15 protein-coding genes, 2 pseudogenes and 2 riboswitches are annotated in these 18841 nt (G+C 34.4%); of the genes and pseudogenes, 11 read left to right on the top strand and 6 right to left on the bottom strand.

The genetic code is table 11. The annotated features are described in order from the left end of the window. Positions 1-1118: site-specific integrase (locus BFG57_RS13435; RefSeq protein ID WP_069718011.1), on the bottom strand; the 1118-nt coding region annotated here is incomplete at its 3' end. A 743-nt stretch (positions 1119-1861) separates the two neighbouring features. On the opposite strand from BFG57_RS13435, the gene BFG57_RS13430 reads away from it, so the two are divergent. Continuing rightward, the gene (locus BFG57_RS13430; protein WP_069718010.1) at positions 1862-2122 is read left to right on the top strand and encodes a hypothetical protein; all 261 of its coding nucleotides are present in this window, start codon (positions 1862-1864) and stop codon (positions 2120-2122) included. A gap of 563 nt (positions 2123-2685) precedes the next feature. Continuing rightward, complete coding sequence (locus BFG57_RS13425; RefSeq protein ID WP_139125150.1) at positions 2686-2865, top strand: hypothetical protein; 180 nt, start codon at positions 2686-2688, stop codon at positions 2863-2865. A 96-nt stretch (positions 2866-2961) separates the two neighbouring features. Here BFG57_RS13425 and BFG57_RS19470 read toward each other — a convergent pair whose 3' ends face one another. Continuing rightward, the gene (locus BFG57_RS19470; protein ID WP_281186695.1) at positions 2962-3093 is read right to left on the bottom strand and encodes a hypothetical protein; all 132 of its coding nucleotides are present in this window, start codon (positions 3091-3093) and stop codon (positions 2962-2964) included. A gap of 308 nt (positions 3094-3401) precedes the next feature. On the opposite strand from BFG57_RS19470, the pseudogene BFG57_RS19335 reads away from it, so the two are divergent. Together BFG57_RS19335 and BFG57_RS13415 are read left to right on the top strand one after the other, a co-directional pair. Then, positions 3402-3747, top strand: a pseudogene (locus BFG57_RS19335) (ATP-binding protein); the annotation flags it as partial. A gap of 623 nt (positions 3748-4370) precedes the next feature. Beyond that, a complete protein-coding gene (locus BFG57_RS13415) occupies positions 4371-4550 on the top strand; it encodes a helix-turn-helix domain-containing protein (RefSeq protein ID WP_069718007.1) in 180 nt (59 codons plus the stop codon). A 353-nt stretch (positions 4551-4903) separates the two neighbouring features. Here BFG57_RS13415 and BFG57_RS19330 read toward each other — a convergent pair. From BFG57_RS19330 to BFG57_RS13405, 3 genes and pseudogenes are all read right to left on the bottom strand, one after another. Further along, positions 4904-5102 (bottom strand): annotated as a pseudogene (locus BFG57_RS19330) (site-specific integrase); the annotation flags it as partial. 431 nt (positions 5103-5533) lie between these two features. Then, entirely contained in the window at positions 5534-5926 is a 393-nt protein-coding gene (gene mgsA / locus BFG57_RS13410; protein ID WP_069718006.1) for a methylglyoxal synthase, read from the bottom strand. Between the two features lie 450 nt (positions 5927-6376). Continuing rightward, complete coding sequence (locus BFG57_RS13405) at positions 6377-6895, bottom strand: DJ-1/PfpI family protein (protein ID WP_069718005.1); 519 nt, start codon at positions 6893-6895, stop codon at positions 6377-6379. A gap of 139 nt (positions 6896-7034) precedes the next feature. On the opposite strand from BFG57_RS13405, the gene BFG57_RS13400 reads away from it, so the two are divergent. Together BFG57_RS13400 and BFG57_RS13395 are read left to right on the top strand one after the other, a co-directional pair. Further along, positions 7035-7406, top strand: coding sequence for a winged helix-turn-helix transcriptional regulator (locus BFG57_RS13400; RefSeq protein ID WP_069718004.1), 372 nt, complete (start codon positions 7035-7037; stop codon positions 7404-7406). A gap of 710 nt (positions 7407-8116) precedes the next feature. Then, the gene (locus tag BFG57_RS13395; protein WP_069718003.1) at positions 8117-8935 is read left to right on the top strand and encodes a GNAT family N-acetyltransferase; all 819 of its coding nucleotides are present in this window, start codon (positions 8117-8119) and stop codon (positions 8933-8935) included. A 356-nt stretch (positions 8936-9291) separates the two neighbouring features. On the opposite strand, the gene BFG57_RS13390 is transcribed toward BFG57_RS13395, so the two are convergent. Further along, positions 9292-9873, bottom strand: coding sequence for a hypothetical protein (locus tag BFG57_RS13390; protein ID WP_069718002.1), 582 nt, complete (start codon positions 9871-9873; stop codon positions 9292-9294). A 460-nt stretch (positions 9874-10333) separates the two neighbouring features. On the opposite strand from BFG57_RS13390, the gene BFG57_RS13385 reads away from it, so the two are divergent. The 5 genes from BFG57_RS13385 (at position 10334) to BFG57_RS13365 (ending at position 18410) form a co-directional block, all read left to right on the top strand. Next, positions 10334-11281 carry an AAA family ATPase gene (locus BFG57_RS13385; RefSeq protein WP_069718014.1) on the top strand — a complete coding sequence of 316 codons (948 nt, stop codon included), beginning with the start codon at positions 10334-10336 and terminating at the stop codon, positions 11279-11281. Further along, on the top strand, positions 11281-12465 hold the full coding sequence (locus BFG57_RS13380; RefSeq protein ID WP_069718001.1) for a DUF58 domain-containing protein: 1185 nt from the start codon (positions 11281-11283) through the stop codon (positions 12463-12465). Before BFG57_RS13385 ends, BFG57_RS13380 begins: the two co-directional genes overlap by 1 nt. 97 nt (positions 12466-12562) lie before the next feature. Beyond that, positions 12563-14680 carry a transglutaminase TgpA family protein gene (locus BFG57_RS13375; RefSeq protein WP_069718013.1) on the top strand — a complete coding sequence of 706 codons (2118 nt, stop codon included), beginning with the start codon at positions 12563-12565 and terminating at the stop codon, positions 14678-14680. 32 nt (positions 14681-14712) lie between these two features. After that, positions 14713-14814: riboswitch (purine riboswitch) on the top strand. A gap of 259 nt (positions 14815-15073) precedes the next feature. Next, complete coding sequence (gene guaA / locus BFG57_RS13370; RefSeq protein ID WP_175428358.1) at positions 15074-16615, top strand: glutamine-hydrolyzing GMP synthase; 1542 nt, start codon at positions 15074-15076, stop codon at positions 16613-16615. Positions 16616-16838: 223 nt separating this feature from the next. Beyond that, positions 16839-16940, top strand: a riboswitch (purine riboswitch). A gap of 147 nt (positions 16941-17087) precedes the next feature. Further along, complete coding sequence (locus BFG57_RS13365; protein WP_069718000.1) at positions 17088-18410, top strand: NCS2 family permease; 1323 nt, start codon at positions 17088-17090, stop codon at positions 18408-18410. Positions 18411-18841: the final 431 nt, after the last annotated feature.

Here is an 18841-nt window from a genome sequence, read left to right as displayed (position 1 = left end):
GTATGACCGAGACGATCCATGATTTGTTCGAGTGAGACACGAGCTTCCGCAAGAAGGGATGTATGAGTGTGTCTTAAACTGTGCGGAGTTAAATCTTCATTTAGACCTGCTATTCTAAGCAGTCTTTTCATTCGGTCTCGTACATTTTTAATCACGATGGGATAACCGAATTGTCGCTCCATCTTAGAAAAGATAAAGTCCTTGTTGAAGAAATTGTTGCCTAGTTTCTCAATAACTTTGTTTTGAACCATTTTGTGTTTTTTCAAAGCTTCGATGACATCTTCATCCACAACAATTTTCCTCCGCGATTTTCGAGTTTTCAGTGGAAGTAATTGATACTCAACGGCATTATTATTTGGATTATAATACGTCTTGGTAATACTAATTGTATAGTTTTTGAAGTCTATATCCTTCCACTTAAGAGCAACTAACTCGCCTACTCTGATTCTAGTATAGGCTAGTACCAAAAACATCAAATAATCATGTTCAAGTCCTTTATTTTTGGCTGTTTCTAAAAGCAACGCAAGTTCCTCTTTTTCTAGATACTTGGGAACTTCCTCTTCTTCCAACTGTTCAATTGTTTTCTTATCCTTTTTCACATAAGCAAATTCAGTAGGCTCCTTTTTTATAAGCTCTAATTCCAAAGCTTTACGGAAAATCATTCTTCCCGTCCGATGTATGCCATCTCTGGTGCTATCAGATAAGCCTTCATCTTTTAAATCATTGAGAGCATCTTGATACATTTTTCTTGTAATGTCTTTCAATTTTAATTGAGCAAAATAGGGTAACAATCTTCCTATTTCATGGAGACGTACTCGGATTGTTCTAGGCTTTACATCATTTGATTCACTGTAGAGGGGAAGCCACTCAATTGCAAAGTCGCTGAAGGTTTTATCTGTTTCTTCTAAAAATGTTCCTTGGTTTATTTGATGAATTAGAGTTGTCGCAGCCTCTTCAGCTTCCTGTTTTGTATTAAAGCCGCTTTTTACCTTTTGCTTTCTCTTTCCAGTGATTGGATCAACTCCAATATCAATAGTGAAAGCCCATTTTGACCTACAAGTACATTTTTTCTTTTTGCACTTACAGCCTCTTTTGTAAAAATGTCCTTTCATTGGCATCATCGCTTTCCAAAATTATTTAGTTGCTAAAAGTCCATTATTACCAAATATAAGTTTAAAAATTCATAACATTAGTTTAAGAAACAACGTGAGAAGATCTTATATAAAAAGGGGAACATGTAGATGATCCTTTTGAATTGAGAGTTAAGGGAGTCGCTAATCTATTACGTGAAGATATTTTATTTATTGGAGGTAGGTGTTCCACAATTGGGCCATATTGTTGTAAAGCAATGAAAGAATCATACCTATTAGTAAATAATTACTCAATGGGAATGATTCTTTCATTTGTTATTCACGCAAAATAAAATTAAAATTCACATACCGTTTATTTTATGAAAAATGAAACGTCCTAAAAACGACCGATTAAAGAACTGTAATCTTATTCTAAACATATTTAATGATGTTTATATTCTTTAACTTTTTTGATTATGTCTTCGACATATTCATCTTCTTCTTGTATTGTTCTTTTTTCATCTGCATCTATTACTATTTTAATACACTTATTTATATGAATACCAGATGCTACAGTTATTGCTGAACCAATTATTAAGAGGATATTGAATACCATACAGCATGCATTTCATAATTTACAATAAATTGAATTAAATGGTCCATATTTAATTTATTTAACATCAACATACATTAATACCTAAAATATCCAAAAAATATGTTGACTTTTTTATTTGAACATATTACTATTTTCTTTGTAACAAAATTACATTTATTATAAAAGGTGGTCAACAATGAAGAAATTATTATCTATCAGTCTTGTACTAAGTTTATTATTTTCTCCCATTTTAAATGTACAAGAAGCACAAGCAGCAGAAACATGTTCAGGATCGGGATATTATGTAGAGCTTACAAGATCATATAGTTATCCATTCGATTTTGATAAAGAAATAAAATATTATGAGGGCGGATATTACGGAGTTTTAGAAGTTGTTGATAAAAGAGTTAGCACATATTTTGTCCAACTTACTTTTGGAGGATGCGTAAATCAATAAATGCATCTATGTACACACATTTTTAGATTTTTTTATGAAATGTGTGTACTTTAAATATACCCCTACTTTTGCAAATTCAGTGCCAAAACTATAATTAAGATCACAGGGACGTCCATTAAAAATTGCTGCAACAATCATCTCAGAAATTGGAGAGATAGAAAGATTTAAGCACCCAAGGTTTTTCCAGTTAGTTGTTCAACTTTCGTAGGAGAAAATCTTTCACCGTATAAATGACATCGAATATCCATTTCCTTTATCATCATTAAACCTACTTTTCATTTGTTTTAATCTCAATTGTGTATTAGTATTTCTACAAACTATAACTAAATCCTTCCTCAACAATCTGGCGCGATGATAAAAAAGTTATTGTAAGAACTCAATGCTTTTGAAATAATTGGTGTTAAGTAAAAGTGGGAGTCTAGTTGCTTAATTTGATTCTATGGGATTCAATGCTTAAAGTACATCAAACTAATTATATTTATCATTCGCAAAATATAGCCGTAGCTAATAATAGCAAAAATGATATGGTAGTATAGACTTTGTCTATTCTGTCATATTTTTTTATGAATAAACAAGGAGAAAAACAACTTTTTTTAAAAGTAAGAGAATTTTCATTATTAACAAATGCCAAAGGCATTGAACTTTCTGTTGAACATGAAAATAAAAGTGTTTGGAATTTTTGGGAGAAACACGTATTTGAAATGGATGTAGATTTCCGTCATTATTTTTGTAATCTGAAATAAATTAATACTTTGTAGAGGTTATTCTAAAGAAACTAATTAGAAAGTAAGATGAATAAGAGCATGCCTATATTTGGCATGCTCTGGTCCTATGTATAACTAAGGCTGTATACAAGGTCCATTCTTACTAGCACAAAGTGGTGGATTATGGTCAGCACTTGCAACAGATAAACCAGATCCAATTAAAGTTAAAGTTAATGCTGCACAAACTAAAACTTTTTTAATTTTCATATCCTCTAACACCTCCTGTTAAAATTACCTAAAATATACATTCTTCATAAATATTGAAAAACCTTCTAGAATATTGTAAATTTTCAGAGAAATTATTTTTTTTATAGAACTCATTGATTAATGAGTCGAATAGAATAAGGCTACATGACAATATTATTCAACAATATGGCGCATATCTGAAATATAGATATGTGCCATTATTCATTTTAGGACCATATTTTGGAATAATGATGTTGTAGAGATTTAGAAATTAATGGATAATATACTTTTAAGAAAGGGTTTTCTAATAAAGGTAGCCCAGATTAGTAATTAATACTGTAGGTAAAACCCACAGCGGAAAAACTACATTTGCAAAAGCTTTATAGAAAAAGTTAAACAACTCTTTTGTTATGGACCAAGATAACCACGCTGAATTTATAAATACATATTACAAGAAGTTACAGCCAAAACAAGGACCTAACATTCTTAAGCATTCTATCTCGAATTTAATTGTTAATTATGCTAAAGAATACACGGATTTTCATATTATTGTGAGCAGTGCAAACCGAACTAGAAAAGGGAGAAAGTATTTGTTGGAAGAAGTATACAAGAGAGGAGAGTTTGTTCGTATTTTGGTTCATTTTGATACCTGATGAAATTCTCTATGACCGTGTAACTTCGCCAGTTCACATGAACGAAACCCAAGATAAAGCATAAACGCGAATGTGAGTTTATCTAGTTGTGGCGTGTTGGAATATTGTGCGATGGCGGTAAAGAACTTTTTTATTTCTATATCCGTTGGCATATAACGAGATTGATAGTCATCCCCCTCGATATTCCTTATGCCTCTTGTAATATCGTTTTTAATAAACCTCATATGATAGAGATACTTAATTCACTTTTATCACTTCCTAGTTCATCAAGAAACCTATCGGCTTCTTCACTCGTAGGAAATGAATTTTGCATCATATAATATATGCTAGTTTTAGAATCTAATCTCTTATCGTAAATCACTGCATACCTAGTATTCTTTTCATTTAATGGGAAACATTAATTGGAGCCTTAAGGACGTAAAGTTTAAAGCAATTATCTATCGCTTTTTGGTACTGCTCGTCAAATAAATTTAAATAAACTGCTGTGGAACCAACAGATTTGTGTCCCAAGAGTTCCTTGACAATATAAATATCCATCAGTCTGCCTTTCTTTCCGCATCTGTGGGGGGTTTCTTTTGACCTAACAGGATGTAATTTTTATGAAGGAATCAAACACACACAACTTGGGAATCACTACCTGATACTTTGACAGCACAACAGATTTCCGAATTTCTTGGAATATCTAGAAAAACAGTTTATGAGTTATTAAAAGTGCATATTGAGCAAGGCGGAATTCCTAACTATGAAATTGGTAATTCAAAAAGAGTGGATAAAGTTGATTTTATGCAGTGGATTAAGCAATTGAAAGAGAAGAAACAAGCATAGTAGCTGATGGAAACAAGAATAAAGATTTCAATTTTGAGATAAGAAACCGATTGATTTGGTGTCTTATCTTAACATAAAAATGCATAATTCCAAGGTGAAAAGCTTCTTCGAGAAAATCCTTTTCAAATTTTAATCTTTATTGCTCTAAAAGCAAATTGCTAACATTTTGCTAACAGAATCCAGTAAAAAACAGTAAAATCCAGTTAAAGATGTTACAGTGAAATTTTAACACCCCTTGATATATTAGACTCTACGCACACCTAGTTAAAGATATAACACACTCTCACCATAGGGGCGGTATGATGTAATATAGGTATAAGCACCTTGTAAAGTGTCCGAAAAAGTGACCGATATTAGTCGGTGAGGTTTTTAGAGAGGTTTTCCATTAAGTTGCTGAGCTTGTGGGAAGCCTCTTTTTTGAGGTTCTTTGTCATGTGTGCGTATATATCCATCCATTGTTGTATTAATATCAGAATGTCCTAAGCGTTCTTGTATCTCTTTAAAGTGTACATTAGCTTCAATCAGTAATGAAGTGTGTGTATGTATAAATGAGAAACATAACTTGTGCTAAATTGATTTTAAAAGTTTGTCTATAATATCTTGAAATGCTTTTGTTGTTATTTTTTGAAATGGGGTTTGTCCAAATTTATTTACTGCATGCTACTACAAAGGTAAATGCAAAAATAGAATCCATATTTGGTGAAAATTGGTGTAATGATATTGATACAAGTATGAGGATATTTTAGAAAGATAAAAAGTTTGACATTACTCATAATGATGATTTAGAAGGCTACAAAAGCGATTTAAGGAAATGTGCTTATAAAATTAATTAACAGAGTAACAAATATTACATAAGGATTTGTAATAGAATTGAATGAAGCTTTTATTCAAAAACACAAAAAACTGGGGTTGTGAACTGCCCCCCCTCTAGCGTTTTTATGTGTAATATGGACTTTGTTTCCATGTGTATTTTGTGCCAATTTTTATATTGCGTTTCTCAAAGTTAACATTTCTCTTTCAAGGGATTGAATTATTAATTTTACAGTGCCTACGTTAGTAGCGAGGGGGACAGAATAGACATCACATAATCGAAGTAGTGCTGACACATCAGGTTCATGTGGCTGTGCAGTTAATGGATCTCTAAAAAAAAGAACAAAGTCCATTTCGTTTTTTGCTACCATCGCTCCAATTTCTTGATCCCCTCCGAGTGGGCCGGACTGGACTCTATGGACAGATAGATCAGTAGCCTTCATGATTTTCAGACCTGTTGTTCCAGTAGCGAATAGTTGATGGTCTTTAAAAATATGGGTATACTCTGTTACAAAACTAATTAATTCTTCTTTCTTTTTATCATGAGCAATTAATGCAATGTTCATAATGACACTCCCTAATATAGTGAATTTTCCGAAGGATAAATAATCTCTTTTGCTTTAAAAAGAACGCTATCTAATATTCCGATTCTATTGGACTCACGATGCGATGAAGTCTAATTTTAAGCTAATCATTAGTTTGTCTAATTAACTATGAAATGATTTTTTGATGTGTAAGCTTTTTAGTTAAACGAGCATTATGAAGTTATGAATCATTCAACTTATTTTTAGGGATATCACAAACAATTTGACGTAAAGCTTATGTTGAAATCATAACTAAAATGACCTTTTTAGGAAAAGAACCTATTAGCCAATGGTTTTAAGCTTAACGTGTAAGTATTTAATTTGTTAGTGATACCCCGTATATAGTTCAGTTAAACAAAAAAATAATAATAGTCTAATTACAGAAAACTTACTATAAGTTTTCTACTCAACAAGTTTTGCATAGTTTATGAGCTATTTTAATGCCTCAACTAAACTCTTTCCAAATTCTTTCGCACCATCTGGTCCATCACCTGTAATAATATCATCATGTGCTACGACATGTTGTTCAACATAATCTACGTTGTGAACTTCTAATTCATTCTTTTGTACGTCAATTGGGTAGCATGTTGCTTTCCGATCTGTAAGTAAACCGGTTTTAGCTACCGTTACTGCTCCAGCGCAAATTCCTGTTACAAGAATATTTTTTTCATGAGCTTGGTTTAAGTAGCTTAACAATTCTTTATTTCCCCACAAATGATCATTTGTACCAGAACCCCCGATTACCGCAAGAGCATCATAATCAGTGGCTGTAACTTCAGAGAAGATCACTTCAGAGTTAATCTTACCTTGGTAGTCACCAATAATTTCCCCTTTTTTTGTACTTGCAATAGTTATTTCAACTCCTGCAGTCTCTAGTACTTCTTTAGGTTGAAATAATTCATCTTCATTAAAGCGTTCTGGTGGTATAATTAGTAAAGCTTTTTTATTCATAAATATTTTCCTCCCATAAAAGGTAAAAATTTGATATAAAACCATTTTTTATTATGAAGGTGGTTTTCGATATTGTAAAGAATGCACTTTTTAGTGCGGAGGTTACCTAACGGTTACTAAAGAAAAGGAGTTAACTCTTATGTCAGATACTTTAAGAAAAGAAATTAAAGAGAGATTATTAAATCATGATTATCATTGTGAAAAAGAACTTACTTTATCCATTGTTAGTGGAAAGTGGAAAGTTGTTATCTTGTGGCATTTAGGTGTAGAAGGAGCACATCGCTTCAGTGAACTCCAAAGACTTTTCCCTAAAATATCCCATAAGGTTTTAACAAACCAATTACGTGAACTAATAGAAGATGGCATTGTTCAACGAGAAGTGTTTCCAGAAACTCCTCCGAAAGTCGAATATTCAATGACTGAATCTGGAATGACTTTATTACCAATTGTTGAGATGATGTATGAATGGGGGAAAAAACGAATAGAGCAAATTAAACATGAAAATAATTAATTTGAATAAATAATAACAAGGTTGTCTCTTCAAATAAAGTGGGACATTCATAGGTGTGAGTTTTTATCCCAAAGAGCAATTATTACATTTGTAATTTCAGTAATGATAATATTACAAAAATTGTTATCTCACGAATTACTAATAGAAGGATGTTAAACAAGGAGCCAGTACATATTTTATAAAGTTATATTACACAAACTGACGCTTTTCAACCACAAAACTGAAAAGCGTCTTTCTGTATGACTCATAGATAATTACACAATCGTAGCACTCTTATTAGTAAATTTATTGTGATATAAGAGCAGGTTTACCTTAATTAGTAAAGAACTGATAACTGTATAGTTTGAAAATACTTTTGTTAGTGAGAGTAAGAAGAATAATTTATATTTTTTGATATAGATGCAATGTTATTTGACCATGATCGAGCAGAGAGAATGGCAACAATTGATTTTTTAAAAGTATTTAATAACGAGTGTTAATCGTTTTGAATTTAGTGGTACAAGTCCAAAAGAGGAGTAAAGAAAAAAGATCTTGCAAAAATAATAATTACTGAATTTTTATAGTAATGTAGAGATAATAATTTCGCTTCTTATTGGGACAGTATATAGGAAAATTATGGTTATAGCATATTAGCGGAAAGCTGTGGTTATAAAAAGGATTTTGAGTGTCATTTACATAGTTTTCAACTATGAATATAAAGGAGCCTTATAATGATAAAGCTGTTATCTAAAGATTATCATGAGATTGCTAAGCTATTAAATCAGGGTATAAAATATCCAGAAGTGATTTCTATTATAGAAAACAATAATTCAGGAGCTATATTTGTTGATGATGTTAGTAAGCCGAAAACAGCATTGGTTTGGAATCAAGGAATGAGAGGTTTTTATTTCATTGGTGATCATGAAAATAAATTATTTTTGGAGAAAATCACTTCATTTATTGAAAATGATATAACGATGTTCTTAAAAGAGAAAGGTATTAATCATTTTGAAGTTTCAGGCACGACAAGTGAATGGGAAGAAACTACAGAGGATTTATTCTGTCATAAGAACTTACGAAATTGGAGTCAAGTTATATACTCTTTGAATAGAAAGAATCATATAAATTCATCATCTGTTGAAAATAAGTACAAGATATATTCATTAGGAGATGAGAAGGTAAACTATCAAGAATTCAGTAATTGGACGTATTACAATGATGTATTGACTGATTTTTGGGGTGATATCACTAAATTACTGAATAAAGGGAACTGTTATTATGCAGTTGATGGATTAGAAATAATAGGTATTTGTTATAGTGGTTTTGTAACCTCTAATACAAAAACAATAGGATTAGAAACAGATGAGAAATATCGTAATCAAGGTATTGGCTATCATTTAGCTATGAACTGTATATCGGATATATTAGACGAGGGGAAACTCTTATGGTGGGATTGCATGAAAGAGAATCTCCCATCAATAGCATTAGCTGAAAAATTAGGCTTTGTCAAAAAAGAAGAATATAAATGTTATCGTTTTAATATTAACTAAGTGAACTTCTATGAAAGAACAGAATGCTCACTATTTCTTCAAGGATACTCACTATAATGGATGTATGTAAAAGTACTTAAATAAAGAAAACAACGTCACTATTGAGCCGCCCAGCAATAAAATAATGCTTTATTATATCTCAACAGTTTTCTTAAAAAATACGTCTTGTTCGATGATGAACATGAGGTATTTTTTCTATTGTTGATGTTTGAAAATGCAGCATACGATGAAACCTTTAATAAGAATGTATTTTGGGTGTCGTGAGGAATGGTTATGCCTTGTTTGAAGAAATGTGTATAAATTCACAGAACAATCCCCTATAGAATAAGAACCTACTCTATAGGGGACAACATCTTTTATTTCTTTTCAAACTCGATGAAGTTAGCACCGTCAGCTTTTATGATTTCATACTCTACATTGTCTGGCATAGGATTTTCTTCGTTCATAAGATCAAATAGTTGATCTGGGATATCATCTCTAGATATTTGCATGCCGCCTTCTACTTTCGTCCATAAACGTTCTGAAATTTCTGCGGCTGTTGTTAATAAATCCCCTGTTTCAGCATCGAAAATTTCACCTGTGTTAATGTCAGTTTTGAGTGTTCCTAATTGGTTCGTATATTCCCCTGTTTCTGAGTCCTTAAAAAATTGGATTCCCGTTTTTTCATCTACACGAACTTCAACTTCCTTAAGCTCATTGTCATCACCTAAAGCAGCATAAAGCTTATATTCGGTGTCATCATTCCCATAAGTTTCCTCCAACTCATCAACTAATTCTTGAGGAAGATCTTTAAGGGATGTTCCAATTGCTCCGTCTTCTACTTGCTGATAAGGTGCTAGCTTTTCTTCAAGTGTTTGTTCTTGTTCAGTCGTTGTAGTACCTGCAGCAATTCCACTTACTAAAATGCCACCTGCAAGTGTTAATGGTAATAAATTCATGTTCATCTACTCCTTTGTATAATAGTTTGTGTTGCTTGTTCTTACAACATTTATTAAACAATCTGCATCTGTAGTTCAAGTGTAGGTTTTATGTAGTTTGTGTGAGTTTTGTATATCGTTGAATGATAGGTTTTAAGTAGAATTTTAGTCACTAGGAGGAGAGTTTAATAGAAGGAGATAGGATACTCATACTTATGGTTCAGGTCTATCGAATGATTATTGGAGGATAGCATACTTCTGTAAGGTTTACTTTGAGATGTTTGTTATAATAAGTTGAACTGATTAAGTGATGATAGGTGCTTATTATTACTGAGATATAGGTAATATTTCACAGTATTTTATGATGTGAAGAACTTAGAGTCTGTTACTAGATAATAAAGGATAAAATAAGTGTATATGAATATAGAAATTATGAGAGAAAGTAGGGAGAATCTCTTTGAAACCACCACATATTGAAGCAATGTACCATGATAAGGTTGCAACAATACTTGAAAATATAAATAAAGTGATTATTGGAAAGCAAGAAACAGCACTATTAAGTATAATGGCATTACTCGCGGGAGGTCATGTTCTGCTAGAGGATGTACCTGGGGTAGGTAAAACGATGCTTGTGCGTAGTATTGCTAAGTCATTCGGAACTGACTTTAAACGAATTCAATTTACTCCAGACTTATTACCTTCGGACATTACGGGTGCATCGATTTACAATGCGAAAGAGAATGATTTTGAATTTCGACCAGGTCCGTTAATGGCTCATATCGTTTTAGCGGATGAAATTAATCGTACTTCACCTAAGACGCAAGCCGCGTTACTCGAGGCAATGGAAGAGCAAAGTGTTACAGTCGATAGTGTAACAAGACAACTTCCAAGACCTTTCTTCGTGATGGCAACGCAAAATCCAATCGATTTTGAAGGAACATATCCACTACCAGAAGCACAACTTGATCGTTTCCTAATAAAAATTAACATGGGTTATCCAGAAGCTGAAGATGAATATGTCATGTTAAGTCGAATGGAAAAGAAAGACCCGATTCAAGAATTGACGGAAGTTCTAACCGTTGAAGAGTTAGTACAGTTACAAATGGTGGCGAAGCAGGTACATGTGAACGAAGAAGTAAAGCGTTATATTGTTAACTTAGTTCGAGCAACTCGTGAGCACACTGATGTTGAACTTGGAGTAAGTCCACGGGGATCGATTGCCTTAATGCAAGCGGCTCAAGCATATGCGCTTATTGTTCAAAGAGAGTATGTGTTACCAGATGATGTGCAATATTTAGCACCATTTGTGCTTAGTCATCGTATCTTACTTACACCAGAAGCTCAATTTACTAACGTAACGGCAGTAAAGTTAGTCAATGAGCTACTTCAGAAAGTTGAGGTTCCAATTGTAAGGAGACGTACTCTATAATGAAGGAATTTTTATCAAAATGGCAAACCGTGAAGGGTGCTGCTTTTATTGTTGGGATCGGCACTGCTACATATGCTTATGCTATGTTCCAAGGTGGATTTGTTAGCTGGTTTCTATTTTATACGATATTACCATTTCTTGTTTATATGATTGGACTATACTTCTATCCATTATCAGATATTAAAGCAGCACGGATAATTGAAGATAAACATTACATGGTCAACGATGAGATGACGGTCCAGATTGAGTTGAAGCGTAAATTTCCTTTCCCTCTATATTACATCTTAGTGAAAGAAGTTCTCCCGCATTCGTTAAGTCATAATACACAACCAAAGAAAATGAAGCTGTTATGGGTAACACGAACGTTGCGCTTTTCATATACGATTGATGAATTACCTAGAGGTGACCATCGTTTGCTTCATCTCCAAATTAGAACAGGGGAGATCCTTGGTCTTATTGAGAAGGAGAAGAGAGTGTTTACACAAAGTCGTGTGCTCGTCTACCCTCACATTCAAACAATTAAGATACCAGAATTATTAAAGGGTTTTGGAGAGAAACGGGCAAATTCATCGCTATATGCAAATGAAAAAAGCTCTTTAACGTCAAGTATTCGTAGCTATCAGGCGGGTGATCGTTTTTCGTGGATAGATTGGAAGGCATCAGCAAGGACAAATGAGTTATTAACGAGAGAGTTCGATAAGGAAGAAAACTTAAGTTATATGTTGTATCTAGATAGAACACCTTCAGAAGTTCATGATGATTTTGAAGAAAGTATTACGTACGCAGCCTCATTTGTACAAGCTACTTTACGTCAACTTATGGAGGTAGGTCTGACTTCAGTAGGGGAATCGAGAAAGGTTTTCTCAGTAGCTAGAGGTGAGCATCATTTTCAAAAAATATATTCACATTTAGCTGCTGTGCAATCAGATTCACGAATTCCTTATTCGCAAGTCATTGTCGAAGAAGTAGAACAAGTGGCTCGTAATGCCAAGCTTGTTCATGTATTCGTTATCCAAAAGGCTAGTGTAGCAAACGTTCCTCAGCTACAAGAGTTATTAAAGAGAAGAGTACGCTTTCTTGTCGTGATATCCTCACTTGATCCATCTCAAGAAATGTTTGTTCAGTCATTACGAAAAAGCGGTGTTTTGGTGTACTGGAAGAAGGAGAAGAAAGTATTTTTGTAGATGAATCTTTGAAAACCAATTCGTAAATTTCTTTCTGATTAAGAAGTGTGAATGGGAGAACCGATTAGTGTACGGGAAAAGTGAGGTGATATCAGATATGCAACGAATAATACAATATATTCAACAAACTCCTCTTTATGTTCTAGGTTTTTTATTGTTTTGGGAGTGGCTTAGACCGTTGGAAATAGTGACAGATACTGCAGATGCTGAATGGTTTCTAATCTTTGCGATCGTATCTTTCGGTTTGTATTTTTTACAAGTACACGTATTGATTGGCGGAGTTCTCCGTTTGTTAACGCTGTTATTTATTTTGAATGTGTTGTTTTACAAAGGTGGATTTTGGGAGTTCAATTGGCTGAACGGGTTGTTTGCGGATTTACAGCAGAATTTTGATCTATTGTTAAATATGCAATGGTGGGGAATAACGAATGTATTCCGAACGTTTCTGTTTCTTGTGCTACTTTGGTTAATGAGTTACTTAACCTATTATTGGTTAATTCAGGCGAAAAAAATATTCCTTTTTTTCTTGTTAACTGTACTCTATTTAGGTGTTCTGGATACATTTACAAGTTATGATGGTGACGTTGCTATTGTTCGTACGCTTATTATTGGTCTGCTCGTTATGGGAATTTTGTATATGCTTAGGATAAAAGAAGAAGAGCAAGTTAAAATTCCTATCTTTTGGATAATTCCTCTCATTATCATAGGTAGTTCAGCAATTGGGTTCGCATTATTCATGCCTAAGGTAGCACCACAGTGGCCAGATCCAGTGCCATTTATTCAAAAGGCAACTAGTGAAGGGTTCGGTAACGGTCCCGAAGCGATAAAGAAAATTGGTTACGGTACAAACGATGAACAGCTCGGCGGACCTTTTATAATGGATAATTCAACAGTGTTCACAGCTCAAGTTGGAGAACAGCATTATTGGCGAGTTGAGTCCAAGGATTCGTATACAGGTAAGGGTTGGACAGTGTCAGAAGAGGTCGATCTTCAACAAGTCGATTCACAAATTGTAGGTGTTGGACAAGTTAACTCGGCAGTATTTGTTAAAGAATATTCGGCGAAGATTAAAATAGATCCTTCAATTAGTTATCCACACATCGTTTATGCACCTGAACTAAGGAGTGTTGAAGCAGATCGTGAAGTTGATTATTTCGTAAACCCACTTACAGAAAAGGTATTTACTCAAAAGGGTGGAAAACCGTATTCATTAGGTGAATATGAATTATTCTACGATTATCCTGAGTATAAGATCGAAGAGTTGGAAAATGCGGAGGGAAGCCATCCGTCTGATAGTTATATACAGCTACCAGATAATCTTCCGCAACGTGTTTATGATTTAGCACTAGATATTACGAAGAATGAACAAACTACTTATGATAAAGTCAAAGCTGTTGAACAATATTTCTCTAGAAACGGATTTGTCTATGAAACGAAGGATGTAGCGATACCGGACGAAACGCAAGATTATGTCGATCAATTTTTATTTGATACAAAACGAGGATATTGTGATAACTATTCATCCTCAATGGCAGTGCTGTTAAGAGCGGTAGGCATTCCAACGAGATGGGTGAAGGGTTATACACAAGGTGATTTTATAGAGAATATTAATTCTGAAGAACGAATTTATAAAATAACAAATGCAAATGCTCATTCATGGGTAGAAGTCTATTTCCCTAATAATGGATGGGTTCCTTTTGAACCAACAAAAGGTTTTGATAATCCTTATGCTTTCGCGGAAGAGCAGCAGCTAACTGATGAGGAGACAGAAATCCCTCAGCAAGAAGAGGAGATAGAGCAGCAAGAACAAACTGAAGAGCAAGACAAGCAAACGTTGGGTGTAACAGTACCTTTAAAGTTCTTGTTGCTAGTGTTAGTGTTCTTATTGTTAGTAGGGCTAGTAGTCTTTCTGACACGAAGAAAATGGATGAAAATTTTACTTTTGAAGAAATATCGTCAGTTTACAGAGGTGGAGCAATTCACTGATGCTTACCTTGAGTTACTCAAGCAGTTAGAACGTTATGGAATGAACCGTAGACAAGGGCAAACGTTAAGAGATTACAGTCGTGATATCGATCGCCGATTACAATCGTCTAATATGAGTGAGCTAACGAAATACTATGAGCAGTTCACATACGGTGCGCAGTTTGAAATCTCTGTGTTAAGTAAGGTTTATGAATTATGGGAAAATTCAATCAAAGAGATATCATCTTGACCACTGTATAAGCGATTGATAAGATGTATACAAAAATGAAGCCTTTTGACCTTCGTATATCCTCGATAATATGGTTCGAGAGTCTCTACCGGGATGCCGTGAATGTCCTGACTATGAAGGCAGATTTAGCGTATGAGCTAGAATTCTGCCTTTGTATTTTTATATGGGGAGGATTCTAGCTTTTTCAGTTTAAGAGAGTGTTCAAAAAGGAAGACAAAAAGGACGGAGAAGAACAAGGAGGCAAAGGTTTGAGCCCCTGAGTGTACGTTTGTAGGGTACATGAGGGGCGGAAAAGTAAGCCAACGAAGTTATTCGACAGTCATTTTTCCTGGATTTTTTGAACATCCTCTTTAAGAAATTAAAATAATTAAAGTTGAGGTGGCAGTTTTGGATATTCGTAAAGAAGTCGATGAAATGATTCTCGTATTAGATTTTGGAAGTCAATACAATCAATTAATTACAAGACGTATTCGTGAGTTTGGTGTGTATAGTGAACTTCATTCACATAAAATGACAGCAGCCGAAGTGAAAGAGATTAATCCTAAAGGAATCATCTTATCTGGTGGCCCTAATAGTGTATATGGAGAAGGATCATTCCGTTGTGATGAGGAAATCTTCGAACTGGGAATTCCTGTTTTTGGGATTTGTTACGGTATGCAATTAATGACGCATCATTTTGACGGTAAAGTAGAGAGAGGGCATAAGAGGGAATACGGGAAGGCAACATTGGAAGTGAAGAATAATTCAAAACTATTCAAAGGTCTTCCGAACGAGCAAGTCGTATGGATGAGTCATAGTGATCTAGTTGTAGAAGCTCCAAAAGGATTTGAAGTTGATGGAACAAACACGTCTTGTCCTGTTGCTGCAATTAGTGATGAAGAACGTGGTCTATATGGTGTTCAATTCCATCCTGAAGTTCGTCACTCTGAATACGGAAATGACTTATTGAAAAACTTCGTATTTGAAGTATGTGATTGCAAAGGTGACTGGTCAATGGAAAGTTTCATTGAAATTGAGATGGATAAGATTCGTAAGCAAGTAGGAGATAAGAAGGTTTTGTGCGCTCTTAGTGGTGGGGTTGATTCTTCTGTTGTTGCAGTTCTTATTCATAAAGCTATTGGAGATCAGTTGACATGTATATTTGTTGACCACGGTCTGCTACGCAAAGGTGAAGCAGATAGTGTAATGAAAACATTCAAAGAAGGCTTCAATATGAATGTTATTAAAGTCGATGCAAAAGAACGTTTCATGGAGAAACTAGCAGGTGTATCTGATCCAGAGCAAAAACGTAAAATTATCGGAAATGAGTTTATCTATGTATTCGATGATGAAGCGGCAAAGCTTGATGGTATTGATTTCTTAGCTCAAGGTACACTTTACACGGACATTATCGAGAGTGGTACTGAAACAGCACAAACGATTAAGTCACATCACAATGTTGGTGGTCTACCAGAAGATATGGCATTCACATTAATTGAACCATTGAACACGCTGTTTAAAGATGAAGTGCGTGCGCTCGGTACAGAACTTGGTATTTCTGATGAAGTTGTTTGGCGTCAGCCGTTCCCAGGTCCTGGTCTTGGTATCCGTGTATTAGGTGAGATTACTGAAGAGAAGTTGGAGATTGTTCGTGAATCTGATGCCATCTTACGTGAAGAAATCAAAAATGCAGGTCTTGATCGTGATATTTGGCAATATTTCACTGCGCTACCGAATATGCGTAGTGTTGGTGTTATGGGAGATGCACGCACATATGACTATACAGTTGGAATTCGTGCGGTTACGTCAATTGATGGAATGACATCAGACTGGGCTCGTATTCCATGGGATGTATTAGAGAAGATATCAACACGTATTGTAAATGAAGTTAATCATGTTAATAGAATCGTGTATGATATTACGAGTAAGCCACCAGCAACAATTGAATGGGAATAACATAATTCAACCATTCAAGGTTAGTGTTAGATAAAGAAAAACTTCTATATGAATAGTTACGATAATTATTTATTGAACCCACCTTAACATCTCTTAGTATTTTAAATGTTAAAGTGGGTTTTAATTATGTAAAGATTGTAAAAGGCGAATGAAAAACATTTCCGTTAAATAAATGTTCGGATTTTATCTTGACGGTTATATTTATGCCTGCTAGAATGTAATAGAATTAAATAAACTACTACTTCGTATATTCCGGGGAATATGGTCCGGGAGTCTCTACCAAGCAGCCGTAAATTGCTTGACTACGAGGTTTAATGGCGGAATCTAGTATTCACTTATTAGGATTCTATTACATTTTCGCCTATACAACCTCTGAGCTCCTAGAATTTTTTTCCTAGGGGCTTTTTCCTGTTTTAGAAGGAATAAATGAAGTGAGTTAATTAAACTCATAGTCAACTTGGGAGGAAAGAACGTGAAACGTTATTTTGAGTTTGAAAAGTTAGGAACGAGTTATAGACGTGAATTCGTTGCTGGGTTAACGACATTTCTATCGATGGCATATATTTTATTCGTTAATCCGCAAATTTTATCATTGAGTACAATACCTGATTTACCAGAGGGAGTGGGGATGGATCAGGGAGCGGTCTTTACAGCAACGGCAATTGCAGCAGCAGTAGGTTCTCTAATTATGGGGCTACTTGCGAAATATCCAATCGCTCTTGCCCCAGGCATGGGATTAAATGCGTTTTTTGCATTTTCTGTTGTTTTAGGAATGGGTATTTCATGGGAATCAGCACTAGCAGGGGTACTTGTTTCTGGTGTGATTTTCATTTTCTTGACATTGTCTGGTGTTCGCGAAAAGGTTATTAATGCAATTCCGAGCGAATTGAAGAATGCTGTTGCAGCAGGTATCGGTTTATTTATTGCATTTATCGGTTTTCAAAATGCGGGTATTATTGTTAACAACGATGCAACATTAGTTGGTTTAGGAGATTTAACGAACGGAAATACTCTCTTAGCTATTTTTGGTATTATTGTAACAGTCATTATGATGGCATTACGTATTAATGGGGGAATATTCTTTGGGATGTTCCTAACAGCAATAGTAGGAATGATTGCTGGATTAATTGAAGTACCGAGTCAAGTTATCGGAGCTGTTCCGAGTCTTGCTCCTACATTTGGTGTTGCTTTTAATCATCTTGGTGATATTTTTAGCGTTCAAATGCTTGTTGTAATTTTGACTTTCTTGTTTGTAGATTTCTTCGATACAGCGGGTACGCTCGTAGGTGTTGCTAATCAAGCAGGGTTAATGAAAGACAATAAGCTGCCGCGTGCAGGAAAGGCATTATTTTCTGATTCTGCCGCAACAGTTGTAGGTGCAGTTCTTGGGACTTCAACAACAACATCTTACATCGAATCAAGTGCAGGTGTTGCTGCGGGTGGACGAACAGGTTTTTCATCGGTCATTACAGCGTGTTTCTTCCTATTAGCTTTGTTCTTTTCACCATTATTAGGGGTAATTACAGCTCCTGTTACAGCTCCTGCTTTAATTATTGTAGGGATTCTAATGGTATCATCGTTAGGTAAAATTGACTGGAATCGATTTGAAATTGCTGTTCCAGCTTTCTTAACGATAATTGCAATGCCTCTCACTTATAGTATTGCAACCGGAATTGCAATTGGTTTTATCTTTTATCCAATTACAATGATTACAGCGAAGCGTACGAAAGAAATACATCCGATTATGTATTTGCTGTTTGCACTCTTTGTTCTATATTTTATATTCCTTGTATAGAGTTATCGGAATGAGGGTCTCACTTTATGAGACCCTCATTTTATTTTATATGAATAAGAAAGGATAAGATTTAGAATTTCTTAGCTATTAGATGATAACAGTTTTATATACTAAGATAGTGTGCTCACTAGAAAGCTAGTTGTGTAGATTGTTAATTCGTTCAGTTGAATTTGTTTTCAGAAAAAATAAACATTATATAATCTGTTGACCTTTTTAGTTAAGCATGATACATTTATATTCGTTGTCACGAACGATAGCAACTTTTAGAAAAACTAATAAATATTTCAAAAAAAGTTATTGACTTACAAAAGACAACGTGATATATTATAAAGGTCGCTGACAAAACAGTGGTAAATGTTCTTTGAAAACTGAACGAAATGAACACATTGTGCGAGCAAGTTTCAAACAATCTTTTATCGGAGAGTTTGATC

The sequence above is a fragment of the Bacillus solimangrovi genome, from assembly GCF_001742425.1.
Taxonomy (GTDB): domain Bacteria; phylum Bacillota; class Bacilli; order Bacillales; family Bacillaceae_N; genus Bacillus_AV; species Bacillus_AV solimangrovi.
Note: the sequence above shows the minus strand (reverse complement) of the source record. Positions and strands in the feature narration are given on the sequence as shown.